This window comes from Blastomonas sp. AAP25 (assembly GCF_001295965.1).
GTDB classification, from domain to species: domain Bacteria; phylum Pseudomonadota; class Alphaproteobacteria; order Sphingomonadales; family Sphingomonadaceae; genus Blastomonas; species Blastomonas fulva.
The window spans coordinates 154,484-173,580 of sequence record NZ_LJHP01000008.1 but is presented as its reverse complement, the minus strand read 5'-3'; the positions used below and the strand labels follow the sequence as shown (position 1 = coordinate 173,580).

Here is a 19,097-nt window from a genome sequence, read left to right as displayed (position 1 = left end):
AAAAGCGGCCGGGACCGATGAGCGAGTGGACGATTGGCGTGATCGGCGGATCGGGCCTGTATGCGATCGATGGGCTGGAGGGCGCGCAGGCGATCCGCATCGACAGCCCGTTCGGCGAGGCATCGGACGAGGTGGTGATCGGCAGCCTGCATGGCCACCGCTTCGTGTTCCTGCCGCGCCACGGCAGGGGCCACCGGATCAGCCCGACCGATGTCAACGCGCGCGCCAATGTGGATGTGCTCAAGCGCGCCGGCTGCACTGATATCCTCGCGATCTCCGCGATCGGATCGCTGCGCGAGGAGCTGCCGCCGGGGAGCTTCGTGATCGTCGACCAGTTCATCGACCGCACCGTCAACCGCACCAAGAGCTTCTTCGGCACCGGCATGGTCGCGCATGTGTCGATGGCGGAACCGGTATGCCCGCGGCTGTCGGGTCTTGCCGCCGCCGCAGCGCGCGCTGCAGGGGCGCCGGTCAGCGAGGGCGGCACTTATCTGGCGATGGAGGGCCCGCAGTTTTCCAGCCGCGCCGAGAGCCATATGTACCGCGCCTGGGGTTGCGACGTCATCGGCATGACCGCGATGCCCGAGGCGAAATTGGCGCGCGAGGCCGAGCTGCCTTACGCGCTGGTCGGCATGGTCACCGATTATGACTGCTGGCGCGAGGGCGAGGCGCATGTCGAGGTGGGTGCGATCATCGCGCAGATGAACAGCAATTCGGCCAAAGCGCGGCAACTGGTGATCGAATTGGCCAGGTCCCTGCCGCAACAGCGGGCAGCGAGCCCGATCGACACCTGTCTCGATTTCGCGCTGATCACCGCGCCCGATGCGCGCGATCCCAGGGTGCTGGCGCAGCTCGATGCGGTTGCCGGACGGGCCCTGCGCGCGCGCTGACCGGCTCAGGCCGAGGCGGATGCGCTCCGCGTCGTACTGCCCTGCGACAGCGCCCAGCGGGTGATTGCCGCCATGCCCGTGGTGCCGCCGCGCACCGCGAGCCGGGCGGGCAGCGAGATCGAAAGCCCGTGCATCGATCGCGCCCAGCCGGGCAGCAGATCGACCCCGGCCTGCATCGTCATGTGATGGAACGGGGCCAGGCGCGGGCTTGCGGGTGGCTGGTTCAGCAACAGGTCGGCGATCTCGCGGGTGCGCTGGTCAAAACGCAGCGTCGGGCGCGCATCGCGGATGAATCGCTGCGCCGCGCGATAGGTGCGCGGCACCGGGTCCGCGCCCAGCAGCGTGCCGACCTCGGCCATTTCGTCGAAATACCGGTCGCGATCGCGCATCGACATATGCGGCCTGGAATAGCGGATGAAGCTTTCGACGAAGCACAGGCTTTCGGTGACATGCACCCAGGCCAAGGACTGCGGGTCGTTGGCCTCATAGGGCGTGCCATCGGGCAGGGTGCCGCGAACGTGATCGTGGATCCGCCGGATGCGGGCGATTTCGCCCAGCGCCTGCGCCTTGTCGCCATAGGTCGTCCGCGCAAGGAACGCGGCGGTGCGGCGCAACCTGCCGCGTATATCCTGGCGGAACACCGAATGGTCCCAGACCCCGGCGAGCACGCGCGGCTCGAGCATCTGCAGCAGCAACGAGGCAATGCCGCCGATCATCATCGCGGTCACATCGCCATGCACCTGCCAGCACACCGAATCCACCCCGAACAGACCTTCGTCCGTGCGCGAAATCTCGATCACCTTGCCGCCGGGTTCGGCGAAGATTCTGCGGATTTCTGTGCCGATGGAGTCGCGCAGCGTTTGCATGTCGGCAATATGGGGGCTGCGGCGCAATTTGCCAATCGATCCCGTCTGCCTGCTGCCGCATCTGGAACGCCGGATTTTACACGGTTCTATCCCCGTTGCGAGGCCATCGGTAACGCTTTGCTAATCGCCACGCGCTATGCGGATTGGCATGTTCGGACAGAAGAAGTCACCACAAGAAACTGCCGAAGCGCCGACGATTCAACGTCGCAGTCAGGGCGCGGTCGAAAGGCTGAGCGGGATCAACCCGATTTCGGCGGTGTCTTTGCTCGCCATCTGTGCGCTGTGGCCGATCGTCATTGGTGTCAGGACACTTGCGCTCACGATCACCGTCGTCGCGGGCGGTTTCGCACTCAGTGACGTTTCGCTCCCGCTGGTGATGGCCATTCTGGTGTCGATCGTCATCGATATCCTGATCTATCTGCCCTCGGTCAGCACGCGCGCGCGCCAGCTTGCCGGGGTGCGGTTTCCGCGGATGCTGGCTTGGGTGGTGTGCCTGTCGTCGGCCGCCTATTCCTTTGCGCTGCTCAGCATCTCGCACACATTGGGCCCGGTTGGAGAGCTGTTCGGGCTGATCGCCTTGCTCGGCGCCTTGCTGCCCTCTCTGGTGGTGCTGGTGCCGCACAGGATGCTGATGTTCCTGGCCAGCGCGTCGACCGCCGCCGGGGTGCTTGCGGCGTGTGGCGAGCTTCAGTTCATGATTGGCGCGATGGTGTTCCTGCCCGCGATGCTGCTGGTCGCGCTGATCCGCAGCAAGGAGGACCATGAGGCTGAGGCCAAGGTCGACCAGCAGAAGCTCAACAACGAGCGCGCGCGCTGCCTGCTGTCCGATTACGAGAAATCGGGCCGCGGCTGGTTCTGGGAAACCGACCGGCACGGCCGCATCGTCTATATCAGCCACGAGGCGATCAGCGCGATCGAGGCCGATCCGGACACGATCATCGGCCAGCCCCTGAGCTCGGTGATCTGCTCGCCTGGCGCCGAAGGTGGCGGCAGCGAGCGGACGTTCAACTTCCATTTCTCCGCGCGCACCGCGTTCAATGATCTGGCGGTGCATGTCGCCCAGTCGGCCGAAGAGCGCGCCTGGTCGCTTTCGGGCGGTCCGTTCTACAACGAATTCGGCCAGTTCGTGGGCTTCCGCGGCCACGGCACCGACCTGACCGAGGTCAAGCGCTCGCACGAGGCGGTGACCCAGCTGGCGCGCTATGACAACCTGACCGGCCTTGCCAACCGGTTGTACATCAAGGAACTGTTCGAAAAGGCGCTGGTCGGCCACCGCGGCGAGCCCAATCCGTGCTCGCTGTTCCTGCTCGATCTCGATCGCTTCAAGCAGGTCAACGATACGCTGGGCCACCCTATCGGCGATGCGCTGCTCAAGCAGGTGTCCGAGCGGCTCAAGCGCACCATCGGCGACAGCGGCGAGGTCGGCCGTCTGGGCGGCGACGAGTTCCAGGTGGTGCTGCCGGGCATCATCAGCGAAGAGCGGCTGGCGGATATCGCCCGATCCGTGATCGTGAACCTGAGCCATCCCTACATGGTCGAAGGCAACCAGATCGTCATCGGTGCCTCGGTCGGCATCGCGATTGCCGATGGCCGCCACGTCTCGGGCGCGGAAACGATGATCCGCAACGCCGACCTTGCGCTCTATTCCGCCAAGGAAAACGGGCGCGGCATCTGGAAGTTCTACAGCGAGGACATGCACAAGGTCGCGCATGAACGCCGCGCGCTGGAAGGCGAGCTGCGTGCCGCGCTGCAGGCGGGTGGGATGAGCATCGCCTATCAGCCTGTGGTCAACGTCGCGACCGAAACGATCAGCGGGTTCGAGGCGCTGGCGCGCTGGGAGCATCCGGTGCGTGGCCCGATCAGCCCGGGCGTGTTCGTGCCGATTGCCGAGGAATCGGGCCTGATCATGCAGCTGGGCGAATGGGTGCTGCGCACCGCGTGCGCCGATGCCGCAGCCTGGCCGCGCCAGGTGCGCATCGCGGTCAACGTCTCGCCGATGCAGTTTGCCGATCCCGCCTTCCCGGCGATCGTGCTCAATGCGCTTGCGCAAAGCGGGCTCGAACCCGAGCGGTTGGAGCTGGAAATCACCGAAAGCGTGTTCCTCGACGACAAGCTCGACGCCGCCCGGATCTTCGAGCGGCTGAAGGCGATCGGCGTGCGGCTGGCGCTCGACGATTTCGGCACCGGCTATTCGGCGTTGGGCTATCTGCGCACCGCGCCGTTCGACAAGATCAAGATCGACCAGAGCTTCGTGCGCGGAGCGGCGCAATCGGGCAGCGCCAACAGCGCGATCATCCGCTCGATCGTCTCGCTCGCCGAAGCGCTCAACATGGAAACCACCGCCGAGGGCGCGGAGACCATCGACGAGCTCGAATTGATCCGCTCGCTGGGCTGCAGCCATGTCCAGGGCTATATCTATGGCAAGCCATTGGGCCTCAAGGAAGCCAACGAGCGGCTCGCCGGGGTCGACAGCCATGTCGAACCGATCGGCCACAAGCACAGCCGCGAAACGCGCTACAAGGTGCTGCGCACCATCGGCATCCATCATGACGGCTATTGCTACCCCGCGCGCATCAAGAACATCTCGCCCGGTGGCGCGCTGATCGAGGGGCTTTGGGATGTGCCGCCCGGTACCGAGTTCGAGGTGGCGTTGGGCGTCAACTTGAAGGTCCGCGCGGTGGCGCGATGGTCGGTCGAGGATTGCACCGGACTGCAATTCGAACTGCCGATCAGCCTTGAAAAGTTCCGCCGTTCGTCCCCGCCGCAGATATCCACCGGGCTGCCCGAGCTGCTGCGCGCCTGACCCCGCGGCGCTCCTGCGGGCGCGCCATGCCTGTCCCGACCCGCCAACTCCATCCGTCGCGTCGGTCTTGCGCTTGCCGATCATGTGTCATAGCCTATGCCAAAATAATCTTCGACCAGCGGCACGGGAGATGAGGCTTGGCGGGCATCCGACGGAAAATGGCCATGTGGGCGATCGCCGGGCTGGGTGCGGCCTCGGTCGCGTTCGCCGCAACGGCACCGCGCGCCGCTCTGCCCGGCGCAGCACCGGCCCCCGTCGCCCCGACCGCTGCGGCGCCGCCCAACTTCGTGGTGCTGCTTGCGGACGATCTCGCGCTGATGGATCTGGGGATTTACGGCGGCGAGGCGAACACGCCAAATATCGATGCGCTGGCGCAGCGCGGGCGGATGTTCACCCGCTATTACAGCTCGCCCTTGTGCTCGCCTTCGCGCGCGATGCTGCTGACGGGGCTCGACAATCACCGCACCGGCGTCTCGACGATCCAGGAGGTGATCCCGGCCGAGCATATCGGCAAGACCGGCTATTCGCTGCGCTTCGAACCCGGCGTGACGACGATCGCCGAGCGGCTGAAGGCGCGGGGCTATCGCACCTACATGACCGGCAAATGGCATCTCGGCCATGGCGCGGGCGACCTGCCGGGCGATCACGGTTTCGACCGGTCGTTCATTCTCGATGCCTCGGGCGCGGACAACTGGGAACAGAAGTCCTATATGCCCTATTACAAGACCGCGCCGTGGTTCGAGGACGGCAAGCCCGCGAGCCTGCCCAAGGACTTCTATTCGTCGCGCTTTCTGGTCGATCAGATGGTCGACTATCTCGGAACGGGCCCGGCCGATCAGCCGTTCTTCGCCTATATCGGCTTTCAGGCGGTGCACATTCCGGTGCAGGCCCCGGCGCAGTTCACCCGAAAATACGCCGATACCTATGGCCAGGGCTGGGCCGCGATGCGGACCGCTCGCTGGCAGCGCGCGCAGGCGATGGGGCTGATCCCGCAGGGCGCGCCGCTCGCCGATCCACCCGAAGGCCTGCGTGAGTGGGACAGCCTGAGCGCGGAAGAGCAGGCGCTGTTCGCGCGGCATATGGCGATCAACGCCGGGATGATCGAGGCGATGGATCATCATGTCGGGCGGCTCATCGCGCACCTCAAGCGCACCGGCCAGTATGACAATACCGTGTTCGTGTTCACATCCGACAATGGCCCGGAGCCCAGCAACCCGATGGCGGGCGCACGCAGCATGGAGCTTTGGACCCGCGCCAACGGCTACAGCGTGTCGGCGGACAATTGGGGGGAGAAGGGGACCTATGGCTTTATCGGCCCCGAATTCGCCAATGCCGCCGCATCCCCCGGCGCGATGTTCAAGTTCTACGCGAGCGAGGGCGGGCTGCATGTGCCGATGATCATGGCCGGTCGGGGCATCGTGCCGGCCAAGCCCAGCTCGGCGATGACGACGGTGAGCGACATCGCGCCGACGCTGCTGGCGCTGGCGGGCGGCACCGCGAGCGCCGATGCCTTTGACGGTGCATCGCTGGTGCCGCTGCTCAGCGGCGACAGCGATACGGTGCGCCCTGCCGACGTGCCGGTGGGGTTCGAAGTGTCGGGCAACGCAGCGCTGTTCAAGGGAGCGTACAAGCTGGTGCGCAACCTGAAGCCTTATGGCGATGGCCGGTGGCGGCTGTTCGATATCGCCAGCGATCCCGGCGAGACGCGCGATCTCAGCAAGGCTGAGCCCGCCAGGTTCGCCGAGCTGATGGCCGATTACCGCGCTTATGCAAAGCGCAACGGGGTGCTCGAAATGCCTGCAGGCTATGATTCCACCCAGCAGATCGGGATCAACACGCTCAAGAAGATGGCGGTGCATTACTGGTGGGTGCTCGCCGGACTGGGTCTGGTGCTGATGGCGCTGCTGTATGGCGTGCTGCGGTGGGTGCGGGGGCGGGGGCGCGCGCGGCCCGCTTGACCCCGCACCTCTATTGACATAGCCTGTGCCAATAAAATCAGGTCGGAGGAATGGATGCAAACGGTCGAGTTGCTCGGGGCTCCGGGATCACCCTATTCGCGCAAGATGCTGGCGCTGCTGCGTTATCGCCGAATCGCGCACCGCATGATCTGGGGCAGCCATATGCAGCCCATGCCCGGCTATCCCGCGCCCAAGGTCAAACTGCTCCCCACGGTCTATTTCAGCGAGGGCGATGATCGCGAGGCGGTGGTCGATTCCACCCCGATCATCCGGCGGCTGGAGGCCGAGTATGAGGGGCGCTCGGTCCTGCCCGAAGATGAGCTGCTGGGTTTTCTCGACCTGCTGATCGAGGATTTCGCCGACGAGTGGATGACCAAGGCGATGTTCCACTATCGCTGGCACTATGCCGAGGACGCCGCCAATGCCGGGCCGCTGCTGATCTTCTGGCAAGACAGCCGCTATGCCGATGAGGTGGCGCGGCCGATGGCCGATGGCTTTGCCCGGCGGCAGATCGACCGGCTGTATGTCGTGGGATCGAACGACATCACCGCGCCGATCATCGAAGCGAGCTATCAGCGGCTGGTCGGCATTCTCGACCGTATCGTCCAGCGCCAGGGCTTCGTGCTGGGAACGCGCCCCTCGGCGGCGGACTTCGCGATCTATGGCCAGCTGACCCAGCTGGGCATCGTCGACCCCACGCCTGCGCGGATCATGGCGCAATCCTCGCCGCGCCTGCGTGCGTGGCTCGACCGGGTGGAGGACTTGTCGGGGTTGCCCGATGGCCAATGGCTGGAGCCTGGCGCGCTTTGGGCGCATCTGGGCGAGCTGCTTGCCGAGATCGGCCGCGTCTATGTTCCGTTCCTGCTCGCCAACGCCCAGGCCGCCGCTGCCCGGCAAAGCGATTTCGAGACCAGTATCGACGGCAAGCGCTGGACCCAGCCGGTGTTTCCCTATCAGGCCAAGTGCCTGCTGACGCTGCGCGCGGCGCGCGACGCCCTGTCCGAGGATGCAAGGCAAGCGCTAGACGCGCTGCTTGCGGGGACCGGATGCGAAGAGATGTTCCTCACGGAGCCGGCCGCATGATCCGCAAGGGCCTGATCGCACTGCTCGTGCTGCTGGTGGCCGGCGGCACCTGGGCGTGGTTCAACAAGAGCACCGTGCTGCTGTTTGCCGCGTCGAACTTCGGCAAGCACGATGTCGCGCCCAACCGGCCGGTTCCCTGGCAGAAGGGCCCCGATGTGGCTACGCTCCCTGCCGGCGAGCGCCCGCCCAATATCGTCTTCATCCTCGCCGATGACCTCGGCATCAACGACATCTCGACCTTTGGCGGCGGCGTGGCGGGCGGGCTGGTGCCGACACCCAATATCGACCGGCTAGCGGGCGAGGGTGCGATCTATTCCAACGCCTATTCGGGCACTGCGAGCTGCGCCCCATCGCGCGCGATGATCCTCACCGGGCGTTATCCGACGCGTACCGGGTTCGAGTTCACCCCCACCCCCGATGGCATGGGGCGCATCGTCTCGGCGCTGTCGGCGGAGATGGATTCGGGTCTGCCGCCGCTGACCTACAAGGAGGCAGCGGTCGAAGGCGCGCCCGATTTCGATGGCCAGGGCCTGCCCGGCAGCGAGCGCACGATCGCCGAGATCCTGAAACCTGCGGGCTATCACAGCGTGCATATCGGCAAATGGCATCTGGGCGATGGGCCCGAGTTCAGCGCCAACGCGCAAGGGTTCGACGAGAGCCTGTTGATGGCCAGCGCGCTGCATCTGCCCGAGGATGATCCCAATTCGGTCAACGCCAAGCTGCCCTTCGACCCGATCGACAAGTTCCTCTGGGCGCGGATGCAATATGCCACCAGCTACAATGGCGGCGACTGGTTCAAGCCCGGCGGCTATCTGGCAGATTACTGGACCGACGAGGCGATCAAGGTGATCGAGGCGAACCGCAACCGCCCGTTCTTCCTGTATCTTGCGCACTGGAACGTCCACACCCCGCTGCAGGCGACCAAGGCGGATTACGAGGCGGTGGGCGATATCAAGCCTCACCGCTTGCGCGTCTATGCCGCGATGGTGCGCGCGCTCGATCGCAGCGTCGGGCGGATCATGGCGTCGCTGAAGCAGCAGGGGCTCGACGACAACACGATCATCGTCTTTTCCAGCGATAATGGCGGCGCGGGCTATATAGGCTTGCCCGAGGTCAACGCCCCTTATCGCGGGTGGAAGCTGACGCTGTTCGAAGGCGGCATCCGCGTGCCGATGTTCGTGCGCTGGCCCGGACGGATCAAGCCGGGGACGGTGGTCGACACGCCGGTGGCGCATATCGATCTGATGCCCACCTTCGCCAAAGCCGGTCGCGCGCCGATCCCGGCTGGGTTGGCCATCGACGGCGTCGATCTGCTCGGCGACGATCCCGCAAACCCCGTTGGCAAGCGCCCCGACGACGCGATCTACTGGCAGAGCGCCTATTACCGGGTGGTGCGCCAGGGCGACTGGAAGCTGCAGGTGACTGAGCGCCCCGCCAAGACCTGGCTGTTCAACCTCAGGCAGGACCCCACCGAAAAGCGCGATCTGGCGGCGAGCAATCCCGCCAAGGTGGCCGAACTCAAGGCGCTGCTCGCCAGCCACCAGAAGGGCGCACGCAAGCCGCTCTACCCGCACACCATCGAGGCGCCGGTGGCGATCGACAAGCCTCTGGGCGTGAAGTTCAAGAAGGGCGATCCCTATATCTACTGGCCCAATTGATGGCCCGATTGCTGCCTGCCGCCGAGCCGCGCCTGCCTGCCACGGCATCGTCCCTCTTCCTCGCGCTGTGCGGCATGCTGGCGGTGGTGCCGGGGATGATCCATGTGTTCGCGCCCGATGGCGGTGCCGGCATGATCGCGGGGCTGGACCTGGCGCCCGATGGCGGGCGGACGATTGGCCTGTTCGCCTGGGCAGGCGCGACGCAGATCGTCTGGGGCTTGATGATGCTGGCGGTGGCTTTGCGCTATCGCGCGCTGGTGCCGCTGGCGCTCGCGCTCTTGCTGTTCGAGCGGACCTTGCACGCGCTCAATTTCTGGGTGCTCAAGCCGGGCACCCATCATCCGCCGGAAAGCTATGCGGTGTTGGTCGCGCTGCCGGTCATCGCGCTGTTCCTGGCGCTGGCGCTGCGACATCGCGGATGATGCGAAAGCCGATATGGTTGGAGGAAAAGTCGTTTTCCTGCGGCTGGCGCGCGGCCGGGCGATAGCGCGCGCAGAAATTCGCCGCGCACAACCAGCTGCCGCCCTTGATGATCATGTGCGCATCGTCGGCCGGGCTGTCGGTCCACTCCCAGACGTTGCCGATCAGATCGTGCACGCCGTTGCGATCCGCGGGGAAGCAGGCCGCAGGCGCCGTGCCCGAAAAGCCGTCCTTGCCCAGGTCGACCACCGGAAACACGCCCTGCCAGTGATTGGCGCGCGGCTTACCGGCATCGTCCACCGCGCCGGAAAAGCGGTTGGCGCCGTCGGGAAGACCGGTGCTCGCGGCATATTCCCATTCTTCCTCGGTCGGCAGGCGGCCCCCGGCCCAGGTGGCATAGGCGCGCGCATCGGCCAGCGTCACATGCACCACCGGGTGGCGACCCTTGCCGGTGATCGATGATCCCTTGCCCTCTGGCGCGCGCCAGGTTGCGCCCTTGCGCAGCACCCAGCGCCCGTTGCGGCCGTCTTCGTCGCGCAAGAACAGCGCGGACCCGGCAGCGGGATCGTCGCTGGTGGCGGCCTTCTCCGCATCGGTGACATGGCCGGTGGCCTGCACGAATGCGGCGAACTGGTCGTTGGTGACCTCATGGCTCTGGATCTGGAAGCCGCTGACGCGCAGCTGCATCGACGGCGCCTCTTCCGGATAAAGCGGGTCGGCACCCTTGAGGAACGATCCGCCGGGCAGGGGGATGAAGCGGCCCGCGACAAAGCTCTTGGGGAGGCACCTGGCCCGGGCTGCGGCCGGCTGGTCCGGCGTCTCGTCAGGCGCCTGCTTGCACCCTGGAAGCGCCAGCGATGCTGCGCACAGCAGGGCCAGCGCGGCGCGCATTGGGGTCAGTCCAGCAATTTTTCGATGGTCAGCTTGACCACGTCGGTCGCCTGCTCGATGCTCAGATTCTGGTCCTGCCGCAGCCTGCGCCAGGTCTGGAAGCCCGCGCACATCTCGATCGCCGACATCTGGATGGCATTCTTGCGCACCGCATCAGGCAGCACGTTTTCAAGGCCTGTGCGCTCCAGATGCAGGAAGCGCTGGTAATTGAGCATCAGATAGTCCGAGCTGAACCGGCGGATGCTGGCGGCGATCTTCAGCGGCATGATCTTTTCATAGATCATCGCGCGGCGCTCGAGCAGCTGGCCCAGCTGCGCGCGCCAGCCTTCACCGGTGAACGGCTGCTGGATGATGGGCATGATCTGCGCCTCCATCCGCTCGGTCATTTCGCTGTAAAGGCTGTCCATTTCCTCGAAATGGCGGAACACCGTGCGCGCGCTCACCCCGGCGCGCTCGGCAATCTCTGCGGCGCTGGGCTCCATCTTGCCCCCCATGATGATGTCGAGCATGGCATCGACAATCGCGAGGCGGCTGCGTTCACTGCGCTGTTTGCGGCCATCGGGATGGCGTGCTGGGGAGGGTGCGTCCATGTTAAGCGGCTTACTAGCAAGCCTTGTCGCTGTCACCCCTTGGCGCCAATCTGCGCAAGGATAGGCTGCAGCCAGGGCATGGCCATCGCTTCGGCCGACAGCACGGTCTCGATGTTGAGCTGGCCGTCAAGCCCGGCGCTGCGGTGGACCGCGATTTCGCGCCACTCTTCGGACATCGACATCCGCACCATGTCGCCACGTTTGGGGTAGACGCCGATCGCGACCTCGTCCCAAAGCTCGCCGACCTGGCCGAGCGAAAGGAAGGTGACATCTGCGGCGAACATCGCGACGCCTCCGAACGTGGGGAGCAACTGCGCCACGGCACGGCCATAGATCATATAGGCCTCGCGTCCGGTAAGGTCGGTCTCGCGGCCATCCTCGTACACCGCCTTGTCCTTGAACTTCAACAGGTTGATCATGAAGATCGGACCATCGGGCCCCGGCTGCATCAGCCCCGCCATGGTCGCTGGATCGCCTGGAAAGACCTCGTTCAACACGGTGAAGGGCTGGGGCATATGCGGGATCCTCTCGTTTGTCCGATACCCGAAAAGGCTATATATTGGCACAATGCGTGTCAATATATCCGCGCATTATGCGCCGTGGTCGAGGATCACCTGCAGGAAGGCCTCTCCATAAGCCTCGAGCTTGCGGGTGCCGACGCCCGAAATGCGCGACAGCGCATCAAGCGTGCGCGGGCTGCGGTCGGTCATTTCGCGCAGCGTGCTGTCGTGGAAGATGACATAGGGCGGCACGCCGGCCTCCTGCGCCAGCTCGCGGCGACACGCCCGCAGCGCCTCGAACAGCGGATTGCTCACCGGGTTGGGGCTGTCGTCCGACCCGCGCCTGCCGCGCTTGGCGCGCTTGGGCGGCAGCACCAGCGACAGTTGCACCTCGTCGCGCAGGATCGCGCGCGCGCCGGGGCCGAGCATCAGCCCGCCATGTTCGTTGGTGTCGAGCGCATCGCGCAGCAGCAGCGCGCGCGCCACCGGCTTGATCAGCGCGACCTCGTCGTCCTGCACGATCCCGAACACCGAAAGCCGGTCGTGACCGCGCTGGGTGACCTTGTCGTTGGTCTGGCCGCGCAGCACCGCTTCGAGATGGCCGATGCCAAAGCTCTGCCCGGTGCGGTAGACCGCGGAAAGCAGTTTGCGCGCGGTCTGCGTCGCATCGACGCTCGCGGGCGGGTTGAGGCAGTTGTCGCAATTGCCGCAGGTCTCGGGCGGGCTCTCGCCGAAGTGCCGCAGCAGGATCGCGCGGCGGCAGTTGCCTGTTTCGACCAGCGCGCCCAGCGCAGAGATCCGCGCGCGCTCGCCCGCCTGGCGCTCGGGCTCGATCTCGCCGATCCGCATCCGGGCGCGCGCAAAATCGTCCGCGCCCCAGAACAGATGCGCCTCGGCCGGTTCGCCATCGCGGCCTGCGCGGCCCGATTCCTGGTAATATCCCTCGATCGACTTGGGCAGCCCTGCGTGCACCACGAAGCGCACATCGGGCTTGTCGATCCCCATGCCGAAGGCGACGGTCGCGCACATCACCATGTCTTCGCTGGCGATGAACGCGTCCTGGTTGGCGCGGCGTACCTCGGGCGGCATCCCGGCGTGATAGGCGCGCACCTGGCGCTTGCCACCTGGTCCAGGGAGTTTGGCCAACTGCTCGGCGAGCTTCTCGGTGCCCGCGCGGGTCTGCGCATAGACGATGCCGGGGCCGGGATTGGCGGAGACCAGATCGCCGATCTGCCGGGTAAGTCCATCGCGCGGGTGCACCGCATAGCGGATGTTGGGTCGGTCGAACCCGGCGATAATCATCCCGTCGCGTTCGATCCCGAGCTGCTTGAGGATGTCCTCGCGGGTGTGCGCATCGGCGGTCGCGGTCAGCGCGAGCCTCGGGCGATCGGGGAAGCTGTCGAGCAGCGGCCGCAGCAGCCGATAATCGGGGCGGAAATCATGCCCCCATTCCGAAACGCAATGCGCCTCGTCGATCGCGAACATCGATATCGGCGCGCGGCCCAGCAGGTTGCGGAAACCTTCCGAGCTCGCGCGTTCGGGAGCGACATAAAGCAGATCGAGCTCGCCCGCGCGGAAGCGGTCCTGCGTTTCCTGCCAGTCGGCATCGACCGAGGTCAGGCTTGCGGCGCGGATGCCGAGCGCGGTCGCCGCGCGCAGCTGGTCGTGCATCAGCGCGATCAGCGGCGATATGACGACGCAGCAACCATCGAGCGCGACGGCGGGAAGCTGATAGCACAGCGATTTGCCCGCGCCGGTGGGCATGATCGCCAGCGTGTTGCGCCCTGCCAGGACGCGGCTGACCACCTGGTCCTGCACGCCGCGAAAGGCCGAGAAACCGAAGGTGTCATGCAACACGTCGAGGATGGGCTGAGTCATCTGCCCGCTCTTATGGATGGCGGGCAGCGCAGGGAAGGGAAAAAGCCGCGAGTGTGCGTGCCGCTCAGGCGGCGTTGTCGATGCCCAGCTCGGTCAGCTTTCGGTACAGTGTCGACCGGCCGATCCCCAGCCGCCGTGCGACTTCGGTCATCCGCCCGCGATAATGGCCGATCGCGAGTCGAATGACATCCGCCTCGATTTCCTCGAGCGGGCGCAGATTGCCGTCCTCGGCATAGAGCTGGATCCCGATGCCGTCATGGCTGGCCGACGCGCGCCGCGGTTCGTCCTCGCCCAGCATAGTGGTGAGCTGCGGGAACTCGGCCGTGGTCAGCGCATCGCCGTCGCAGAAGATCGCTGCGCGGAACAGCGCGTTCTGCAACTGGCGGACATTGCCCGGCCAGTCGAAGCTCGACAGCAGCGACAGCGCCTCGTCGGTGATGCCGAGCCCCCGCATGCCGGGCTGTTCGGCGATGCGGTTGAGGAAATGGCGAACCAGCGAAGGAATGTCGCTCGAACGGTCGCGCAGCGCGGGGATGGTGATCTGCACCGGGGCGATCGCGTAATAGAGGTCTTCGCGGAAGGTGCCTGCCTCGACCATCGGCTTGAGCGGCGAGTTGCTGGCGCAGATGAAGCGCACGTCGCAGCGCTGACTGTGCCGCGCGCCAAGCGGGCGGATTTCACCCTCGCGAATGGCATCGGCAAGCTTGGCCTGCGATTCGAGCGGAACCTGATCGATCTCGTCGATGAAAAGCGTGCCGCCCTCGACCCGCTGGATCACGCCGACATGGCGGTCGAACGCGCCGGGGAACGCGCCGCGTTCATGCCCGAACAGCTGCGATTCGAGCTGGCCGCTCGATGCACCCGCGCAGGTGACCAGCCGCAGCGCCAGCTTGGCGCGCGGGCTTGAAGCATGGATGGCGCGCGCGATCATTTCCTTGCCCGTGCCGCTTTCGCCCTCGATCAGCACCGGCGAATGGGTGCGCGCCGATTTCGCGGCGATGGCGAGCGCGGCGCGGAAGCGCGGCGACGATCCGATCATCTCGTCGAAATCGAGCGGCGCTGCGATCTTTTCGGTCAGCGGGCGCAGCTCGTCGGCGTCGTCCTTGCGAACGGCGGCGTTGAGCGCGGCGACCAGACGGTCGGGTGCGATCGGCTTGATCAGATAGTCGGTGGCGCCTGCGCGCATCGCCTCGACCGCGAGCAGCGGCGAGGTGCTGGCGGTGAGCATCAGGATCGGCAGGGCAGGGCGACGGGATTTGAGCTCGGCGATCAGTTCGGCGGCCTCGTCGCCCGGCACCCACTGATCGAGGATGATGGCATCGAGCATCATCCCTTCCTGCGTGCCCAGCATCGCGATCGCGGTTTCCGAATCATGCGCGAACACCGTGCGCCAACCCGCCTTGGCCGCCAAGGCGGCGACCAAGCGGCACTGCGCCGGTTCGTTATCGATCAGCATCACACGGCGGATTTGCTGATCTGCGTCGGTTCGTTCTTTTGCCATCATGGGTTCGTCTAGTCGCATGTGGTAAAAACCCGATTAAAGCTATGCTTGGGAGCACACTAGCGAATTGACGCTTGCGGGATTGAGCCGCACCCGGCATTCGGTTAAGGCGAACCGAGTTTAATTTCGGCAACATTTGTAATGGGGAAGGCTCTGACCATGGCCAACGACATGTCCAGCAACAACATCGAAACCGCCCGCCAGACCTATGAAGGGTTCATGGGCTGGATGAAGACCGGCACGATCATCGCGGCGCTGGTGACAGCGTTCGTCGTCGTTCTCATCGCCAGCTGACCGGCGACCTGCATGAAAATCGCGGTCCTCAAGGAGCAGGCATCGGGTGAACGGCGCGTTTCGGCGAGCCCGGAAACGGTGAAGAAATTCATCGCGCTGGGCGCGGAAATGGCGGTCGAGGCCGGGGCGGGCGAGTTCGCGTCGGTATCCGATGCCGATTTTGCCGCTGCCGGTGCCACCGTCGCCTCGCGCGCAGAGGTGCTCGCGGGTGCCGATATCATCTTCGGCATCCAGGGGCCCGATCCCGCCAGCCTGGCCGGCGCCAAGCCGGGCGCGATGATCGCAGCGTCGCTGAATCCGTTCGGCGAGCGGGCGCGCATCGATGCCTATGCCGCCGCGGGCTTTCAGGCGCTCGCGCTCGAATTCATGCCGCGCATAACCCGTGCGCAGTCGATGGATATCCTGTCGTCGCAGTCGAACCTTGCCGGATACAAGGCGGTGCTCGATGGCGCCTCCGAATACGGCAAGGCGTTCCCGATGATGATGACCGCCGCAGGCACGGTGTCGGCTGCCAAGGTCTTCGTGATGGGTGTCGGCGTTGCCGGGCTCCAGGCGATCGCCACCGCACGCCGTCTGGGCGCGCAGGTGTCGGCCACCGACGTCCGCTCGGCAACCAAGGAACAGATCCAGTCGCTGGGCGCCAAGGCGATCTTCGTCGAAAACGTCGCCGGCATCGAGGGCGAAGGCGCAGGCGGCTATGCCACCGAGATGTCGGACGAATACAAGGCGGCGCAGGCCGAATTGGTCTCGTCGCATATCGCCAAGCAGGACATCGTGATCACCACCGCGCTGATCCCGGGCCGCGCCGCGCCGCGGCTGGTTTCCGACGCGCAGATCGCCAGCATGAAGCCCGGCAGCGTGCTGGTCGACCTTGCGGTCGAGCAGGGCGGCAATGTCGAAGGCGCCGTGGCGGGCGAGGTCGTCGTCAAGCACGGCGTCAAGATCGTCGGCCACCGCAACGTGCCCTCGCGTCTTGCCACCGATGCCTCGGCGCTGTTTTCGCGCAACCTGTTCAACTTCTTCTCGGCCTTCTGGGACAAGGAAGCCAAGGCGCCCGTGTTCCCCGACGATGACGAGATCGTCCAGGGCGTCCGCGTGACGATGGGCGGCAAGGTAGTCAGTGAGAGGCTGCTCGCGAGCTGATCGCCAGCAATCGATGTTTAGACCGGCGATCGCCGGCACATTCCCGACGGATCGTAGGACCGATCAACCGGGGTGAATGGAGAATGTGAAGATGGACTTCATCTCAATCCTCTCGATCTTCGTGATGGCCTGCTTCGTGGGTTATTACGTTGTCTGGTCGGTGACCCCCGCGCTGCACACGCCGCTGATGGCGGTGACCAATGCGATTTCGTCGGTGATCATCGTCGGCGCGCTGATTGCCAGCGCCGAGGCCGGATCGGCTGTCGCCAAATATCTGGGGCTGCTGGCAGTGGTGTTCGCATCGGTCAATATCTTCGGCGGCTTTGCCGTCACCGAGCGCATGCTTGCGATGTACAAGAAGAAGGAGCGCAAGTGATGGCTCTGGGGGCAGCAATGAATTTCAACCGCCGTTCGATCCGCCAACGTCCGCTGGCGTTCGCCGCTGCTGCGTGCAGCGCGCTGACCTCTGTTCCCGCGTTCGCTTCGGGAGGCGATGCCGCCCCGGTGAGCCCCTGGGTTTCGCTGGCCTATCTGGTCGCCGGCGTGTTCTTCATTCTCGCGCTGCGCGGGCTTTCCAGCCCCGAAACCAGCCGCGACGGCAACCGTTTCGGCATGATCGGCATGGGCATCGCGGTGATCACCACGCTGATCACGCATGACATCGCCAACATCGTCGAGATCATCGCCGCAATCGCAATCGGCGGCGTTGCGGGCTTCGTCATCGCGCGCAAGATCAAGATGACCGACATGCCCCAGCTGGTGGCCGCATTCCACTCGCTTGTCGGCCTGGCCGCAGTGCTGGTGGCGCTGGCCGCGTGGCTCAACCCCGAAGCGTTTGGCATTCTCGATGCAACGGGCCAGATCCTCGCGGTCAGCCGCGTCGAAATGGGCCTTGGCGTCGCGATCGGTGCGATCACCTTCTCGGGATCGGTCATCGCGTTCCTCAAGCTGAACGGCAACATGTCGGGCTCGCCGATCATGCTGCCGGGGCGTCATGTCATCAACCTGGGCGTGCTCGCCGCAATCCTCGGGATGATCGCGGTCTACACCGTGTCGCCCGAAGGCGGTCCCGGCGAAGGCTGGCTGTTCCTCGCGATCACCGTACTCGCGTTCATCATCGGCTTCCTGCTGATCATCCCCATCGGCGGCGCGGACATGCCGGTCGTCGTCTCGATGCTCAACAGCTATTCGGGCTGGGCGGCAGCAGCGATGGGCTTCACCCTGTCGAACACCGCGATGATCATCACCGGTGCGCTTGTCGGCTCGTCGGGTGCGATCCTTTCCTACATTATGTGCAAGGCGATGAACCGCAGCTTCATCTCGGTGATCGCGGGCGGTTTCGGTGCCGAATCCGGCGGCGGCGGCGATGGCGCGCCCAAGATCGATCGCCCCTGGAAGCGCGGCAGCGCCGAAGATGCAGCGTACATGATGAAGCAGGCCGAAAGCGTGATCATCGTGCCCGGCTACGGCATGGCGGTGGCGCAGGCGCAGCACGCGCTGCGCGAGATGGGCGACCTGCTCAAGAAGGAAGGCGTCAGCGTCAAATATGCGATCCACCCGGTCGCAGGCCGCATGCCCGGCCACATGAACGTGCTGCTCGCCGAAGCCAACGTGCCCTATGACGAGGTGTTCGAGCTCGAGGACATCAACAGCGAGTTCGCGCAGACCGATGTCGCCTTCATCATCGGCGCCAACGATGTGGTCAACCCTGCGGCGAAGACCGACAAATCCTCGCCGATCTATGGCATGCCGGTGTTCGATGTCGACAAGGCCAAGACCGTGTTCTTCATCAAGCGCTCGATGGGCGGCGTGGGCTATGCGGGTGTCGACAACGACGTGTTCTACATGGACCAGACGATGATGCTGCTCGCCGACGCCAAGAAGATGGTCGAGGATATCTGCAAGAACCTGGGGCACTGAGCCGGATGCGGAAGATCGGCCTGATCGGCGGGATGAGCTGGGTTTCGACCGAAACCTATTACCGGCTGATCAACAAGGAAGTGCAGAAGCGCGCAGGATCGCTGTGCAGCGGTCCGATGGTGATCGAGAGCCTGAACTTCTGCGATCTGGCGCAGGTGACCACGCCCGAGGGCTGGGATCATGCCGCCGAAAAGCTCACCGCAGCGGCGCGCTCGCTCGAACAGGCGGGCGCCACCGCGATCCTGATCTGCGCCAATTCGATGCACAAGGTCTACGACCGGGTGCAGGGCGCCGTCAGCGTGCCGATCATCCACATCGCCGATTGCGTCGGCGAGAAGATGCAGGCCGATGGCATCAAGCGTGCCGCGCTGATCGGGACGCGCAACGTGATGCTCGAAAGCTTCTATCGCCAGCGGCTGATCCGTCACGGCATCAGCCTGCTCGCGCCCAAGATGGACCGCGTCGAGGAGATCGACCGGATCATCTATGACGAGCTGATGGAAGGCCGGGTGGTGCGCGAATCCGAGCGCACGATGAAGACGTTCCTCACCAACATCGCCAAGGAAGATGTCGAGGCGGTGGTGCTCGGCTGCACCGAGCTCGAGATGATCATCGACACCAAGGCCAATGTGCTGCCGATCTATGATGGCACCGAGATCCACGCGCATGCCGCGGTCGACTGGATCATGGACGAGGGTTGAT

General features: G+C 65.4%; 17 protein-coding genes. 11 read left to right on the top strand and 6 right to left on the bottom strand.

The window, feature by feature from the left end:
• Positions 1 to 17: 17 nt before the first annotated feature.
• On the top strand, positions 18 to 890 hold the full coding sequence (locus IP68_RS09075) for an S-methyl-5'-thioadenosine phosphorylase (RefSeq protein WP_054134645.1): 873 nt from the start codon (positions 18 to 20) through the stop codon (positions 888 to 890).
• Positions 891 to 895: 5 nt separating this feature from the next.
• On the opposite strand, the gene IP68_RS09070 is transcribed toward IP68_RS09075, so the two are convergent.
• Positions 896 to 1,783 carry an oxygenase MpaB family protein gene (locus IP68_RS09070; protein WP_231683856.1) on the bottom strand — a complete coding sequence of 296 codons (888 nt, stop codon included), beginning with the start codon at positions 1,781 to 1,783 and terminating at the stop codon, positions 896 to 898.
• A 121-nt stretch (positions 1,784 to 1,904) separates the two neighbouring features.
• Here IP68_RS09070 and IP68_RS09065 point away from each other — a divergent pair, with 121 nt between their 5' ends.
• From IP68_RS09065 to IP68_RS09045, 5 genes are all read left to right on the top strand, one after another.
• The gene (locus IP68_RS09065) at positions 1,905 to 4,559 is read left to right on the top strand and encodes an EAL domain-containing protein (RefSeq protein ID WP_231683855.1); all 2,655 of its coding nucleotides are present in this window, start codon (positions 1,905 to 1,907) and stop codon (positions 4,557 to 4,559) included.
• 164 nt (positions 4,560 to 4,723) lie between these two features.
• Positions 4,724 to 6,517 (top strand): arylsulfatase, encoded by a 1,794-nt coding sequence (locus IP68_RS09060; protein WP_156318008.1) that lies wholly within the window; start codon positions 4,724 to 4,726, stop codon positions 6,515 to 6,517.
• A gap of 54 nt (positions 6,518 to 6,571) precedes the next feature.
• Complete coding sequence (locus IP68_RS09055; RefSeq protein WP_054134642.1) at positions 6,572 to 7,600, top strand: glutathione S-transferase C-terminal domain-containing protein; 1,029 nt, start codon at positions 6,572 to 6,574, stop codon at positions 7,598 to 7,600.
• The gene (locus tag IP68_RS09050) at positions 7,597 to 9,258 is read left to right on the top strand and encodes a sulfatase (protein ID WP_197275760.1); all 1,662 of its coding nucleotides are present in this window, start codon (positions 7,597 to 7,599) and stop codon (positions 9,256 to 9,258) included. Before IP68_RS09055 ends, IP68_RS09050 begins: the two co-directional genes overlap by 4 nt.
• Positions 9,258 to 9,680: a hypothetical protein gene (locus IP68_RS09045; RefSeq protein WP_054134641.1), complete on the top strand. Its 423-nt coding sequence runs from the start codon at positions 9,258 to 9,260 to the stop codon at positions 9,678 to 9,680. The genes IP68_RS09050 and IP68_RS09045 overlap by 1 nt, the downstream gene beginning before the upstream one ends.
• Here IP68_RS09045 and IP68_RS09040 read toward each other — a convergent pair.
• The 5 genes from IP68_RS09040 to IP68_RS09020 all read right to left on the bottom strand — a co-directional run bounded on the left by IP68_RS09040 (position 9,637) and on the right by IP68_RS09020 (position 15,038).
• Entirely contained in the window at positions 9,637 to 10,569 is a 933-nt protein-coding gene (locus IP68_RS09040; protein ID WP_082382240.1) for an SUMF1/EgtB/PvdO family nonheme iron enzyme, read from the bottom strand. The genes IP68_RS09045 and IP68_RS09040 overlap by 44 nt on opposite strands.
• Before the next feature lie 5 nt (positions 10,570 to 10,574).
• The gene (locus IP68_RS09035) at positions 10,575 to 11,159 is read right to left on the bottom strand and encodes a TetR/AcrR family transcriptional regulator (protein ID WP_231683854.1); all 585 of its coding nucleotides are present in this window, start codon (positions 11,157 to 11,159) and stop codon (positions 10,575 to 10,577) included.
• Positions 11,160 to 11,191: 32 nt separating this feature from the next.
• Positions 11,192 to 11,674 (bottom strand): hypothetical protein, encoded by a 483-nt coding sequence (locus tag IP68_RS09030; protein WP_054134640.1) that lies wholly within the window; start codon positions 11,672 to 11,674, stop codon positions 11,192 to 11,194.
• Positions 11,675 to 11,749: 75 nt separating this feature from the next.
• Entirely contained in the window at positions 11,750 to 13,537 is a 1,788-nt protein-coding gene (gene recQ / locus IP68_RS09025) for a DNA helicase RecQ (RefSeq protein ID WP_054134639.1), read from the bottom strand.
• Positions 13,538 to 13,601: 64 nt separating this feature from the next.
• Entirely contained in the window at positions 13,602 to 15,038 is a 1,437-nt protein-coding gene (locus IP68_RS09020) for a sigma-54 dependent transcriptional regulator (protein WP_054134797.1), read from the bottom strand.
• Positions 15,039 to 15,197: 159 nt separating this feature from the next.
• Between IP68_RS09020 and IP68_RS09015 the strand changes: the two genes are divergently transcribed.
• The 5 genes from IP68_RS09015 (at position 15,198) to IP68_RS08995 (ending at position 19,096) form a co-directional block, all read left to right on the top strand.
• Positions 15,198 to 15,332, top strand: a complete 135-nt coding sequence (locus tag IP68_RS09015) for an aa3-type cytochrome c oxidase subunit IV (protein WP_054134796.1) — start codon at positions 15,198 to 15,200, stop codon at positions 15,330 to 15,332.
• A gap of 12 nt (positions 15,333 to 15,344) precedes the next feature.
• Positions 15,345 to 16,475 carry an NAD(P) transhydrogenase subunit alpha gene (locus tag IP68_RS09010; RefSeq protein ID WP_054134638.1) on the top strand — a complete coding sequence of 377 codons (1,131 nt, stop codon included), beginning with the start codon at positions 15,345 to 15,347 and terminating at the stop codon, positions 16,473 to 16,475.
• A gap of 91 nt (positions 16,476 to 16,566) precedes the next feature.
• Positions 16,567 to 16,851: an NAD(P) transhydrogenase subunit alpha gene (locus IP68_RS09005; protein WP_026091457.1), complete on the top strand. Its 285-nt coding sequence runs from the start codon at positions 16,567 to 16,569 to the stop codon at positions 16,849 to 16,851.
• A 17-nt stretch (positions 16,852 to 16,868) separates the two neighbouring features.
• Positions 16,869 to 18,395, top strand: a complete 1,527-nt coding sequence (locus tag IP68_RS09000) for an NAD(P)(+) transhydrogenase (Re/Si-specific) subunit beta (protein ID WP_231683853.1) — start codon at positions 16,869 to 16,871, stop codon at positions 18,393 to 18,395.
• A gap of 5 nt (positions 18,396 to 18,400) precedes the next feature.
• Positions 18,401 to 19,096, top strand: coding sequence for an aspartate/glutamate racemase family protein (locus IP68_RS08995; RefSeq protein WP_054134637.1), 696 nt, complete (start codon positions 18,401 to 18,403; stop codon positions 19,094 to 19,096).
• Position 19,097 lies beyond the last annotated feature (1 nt).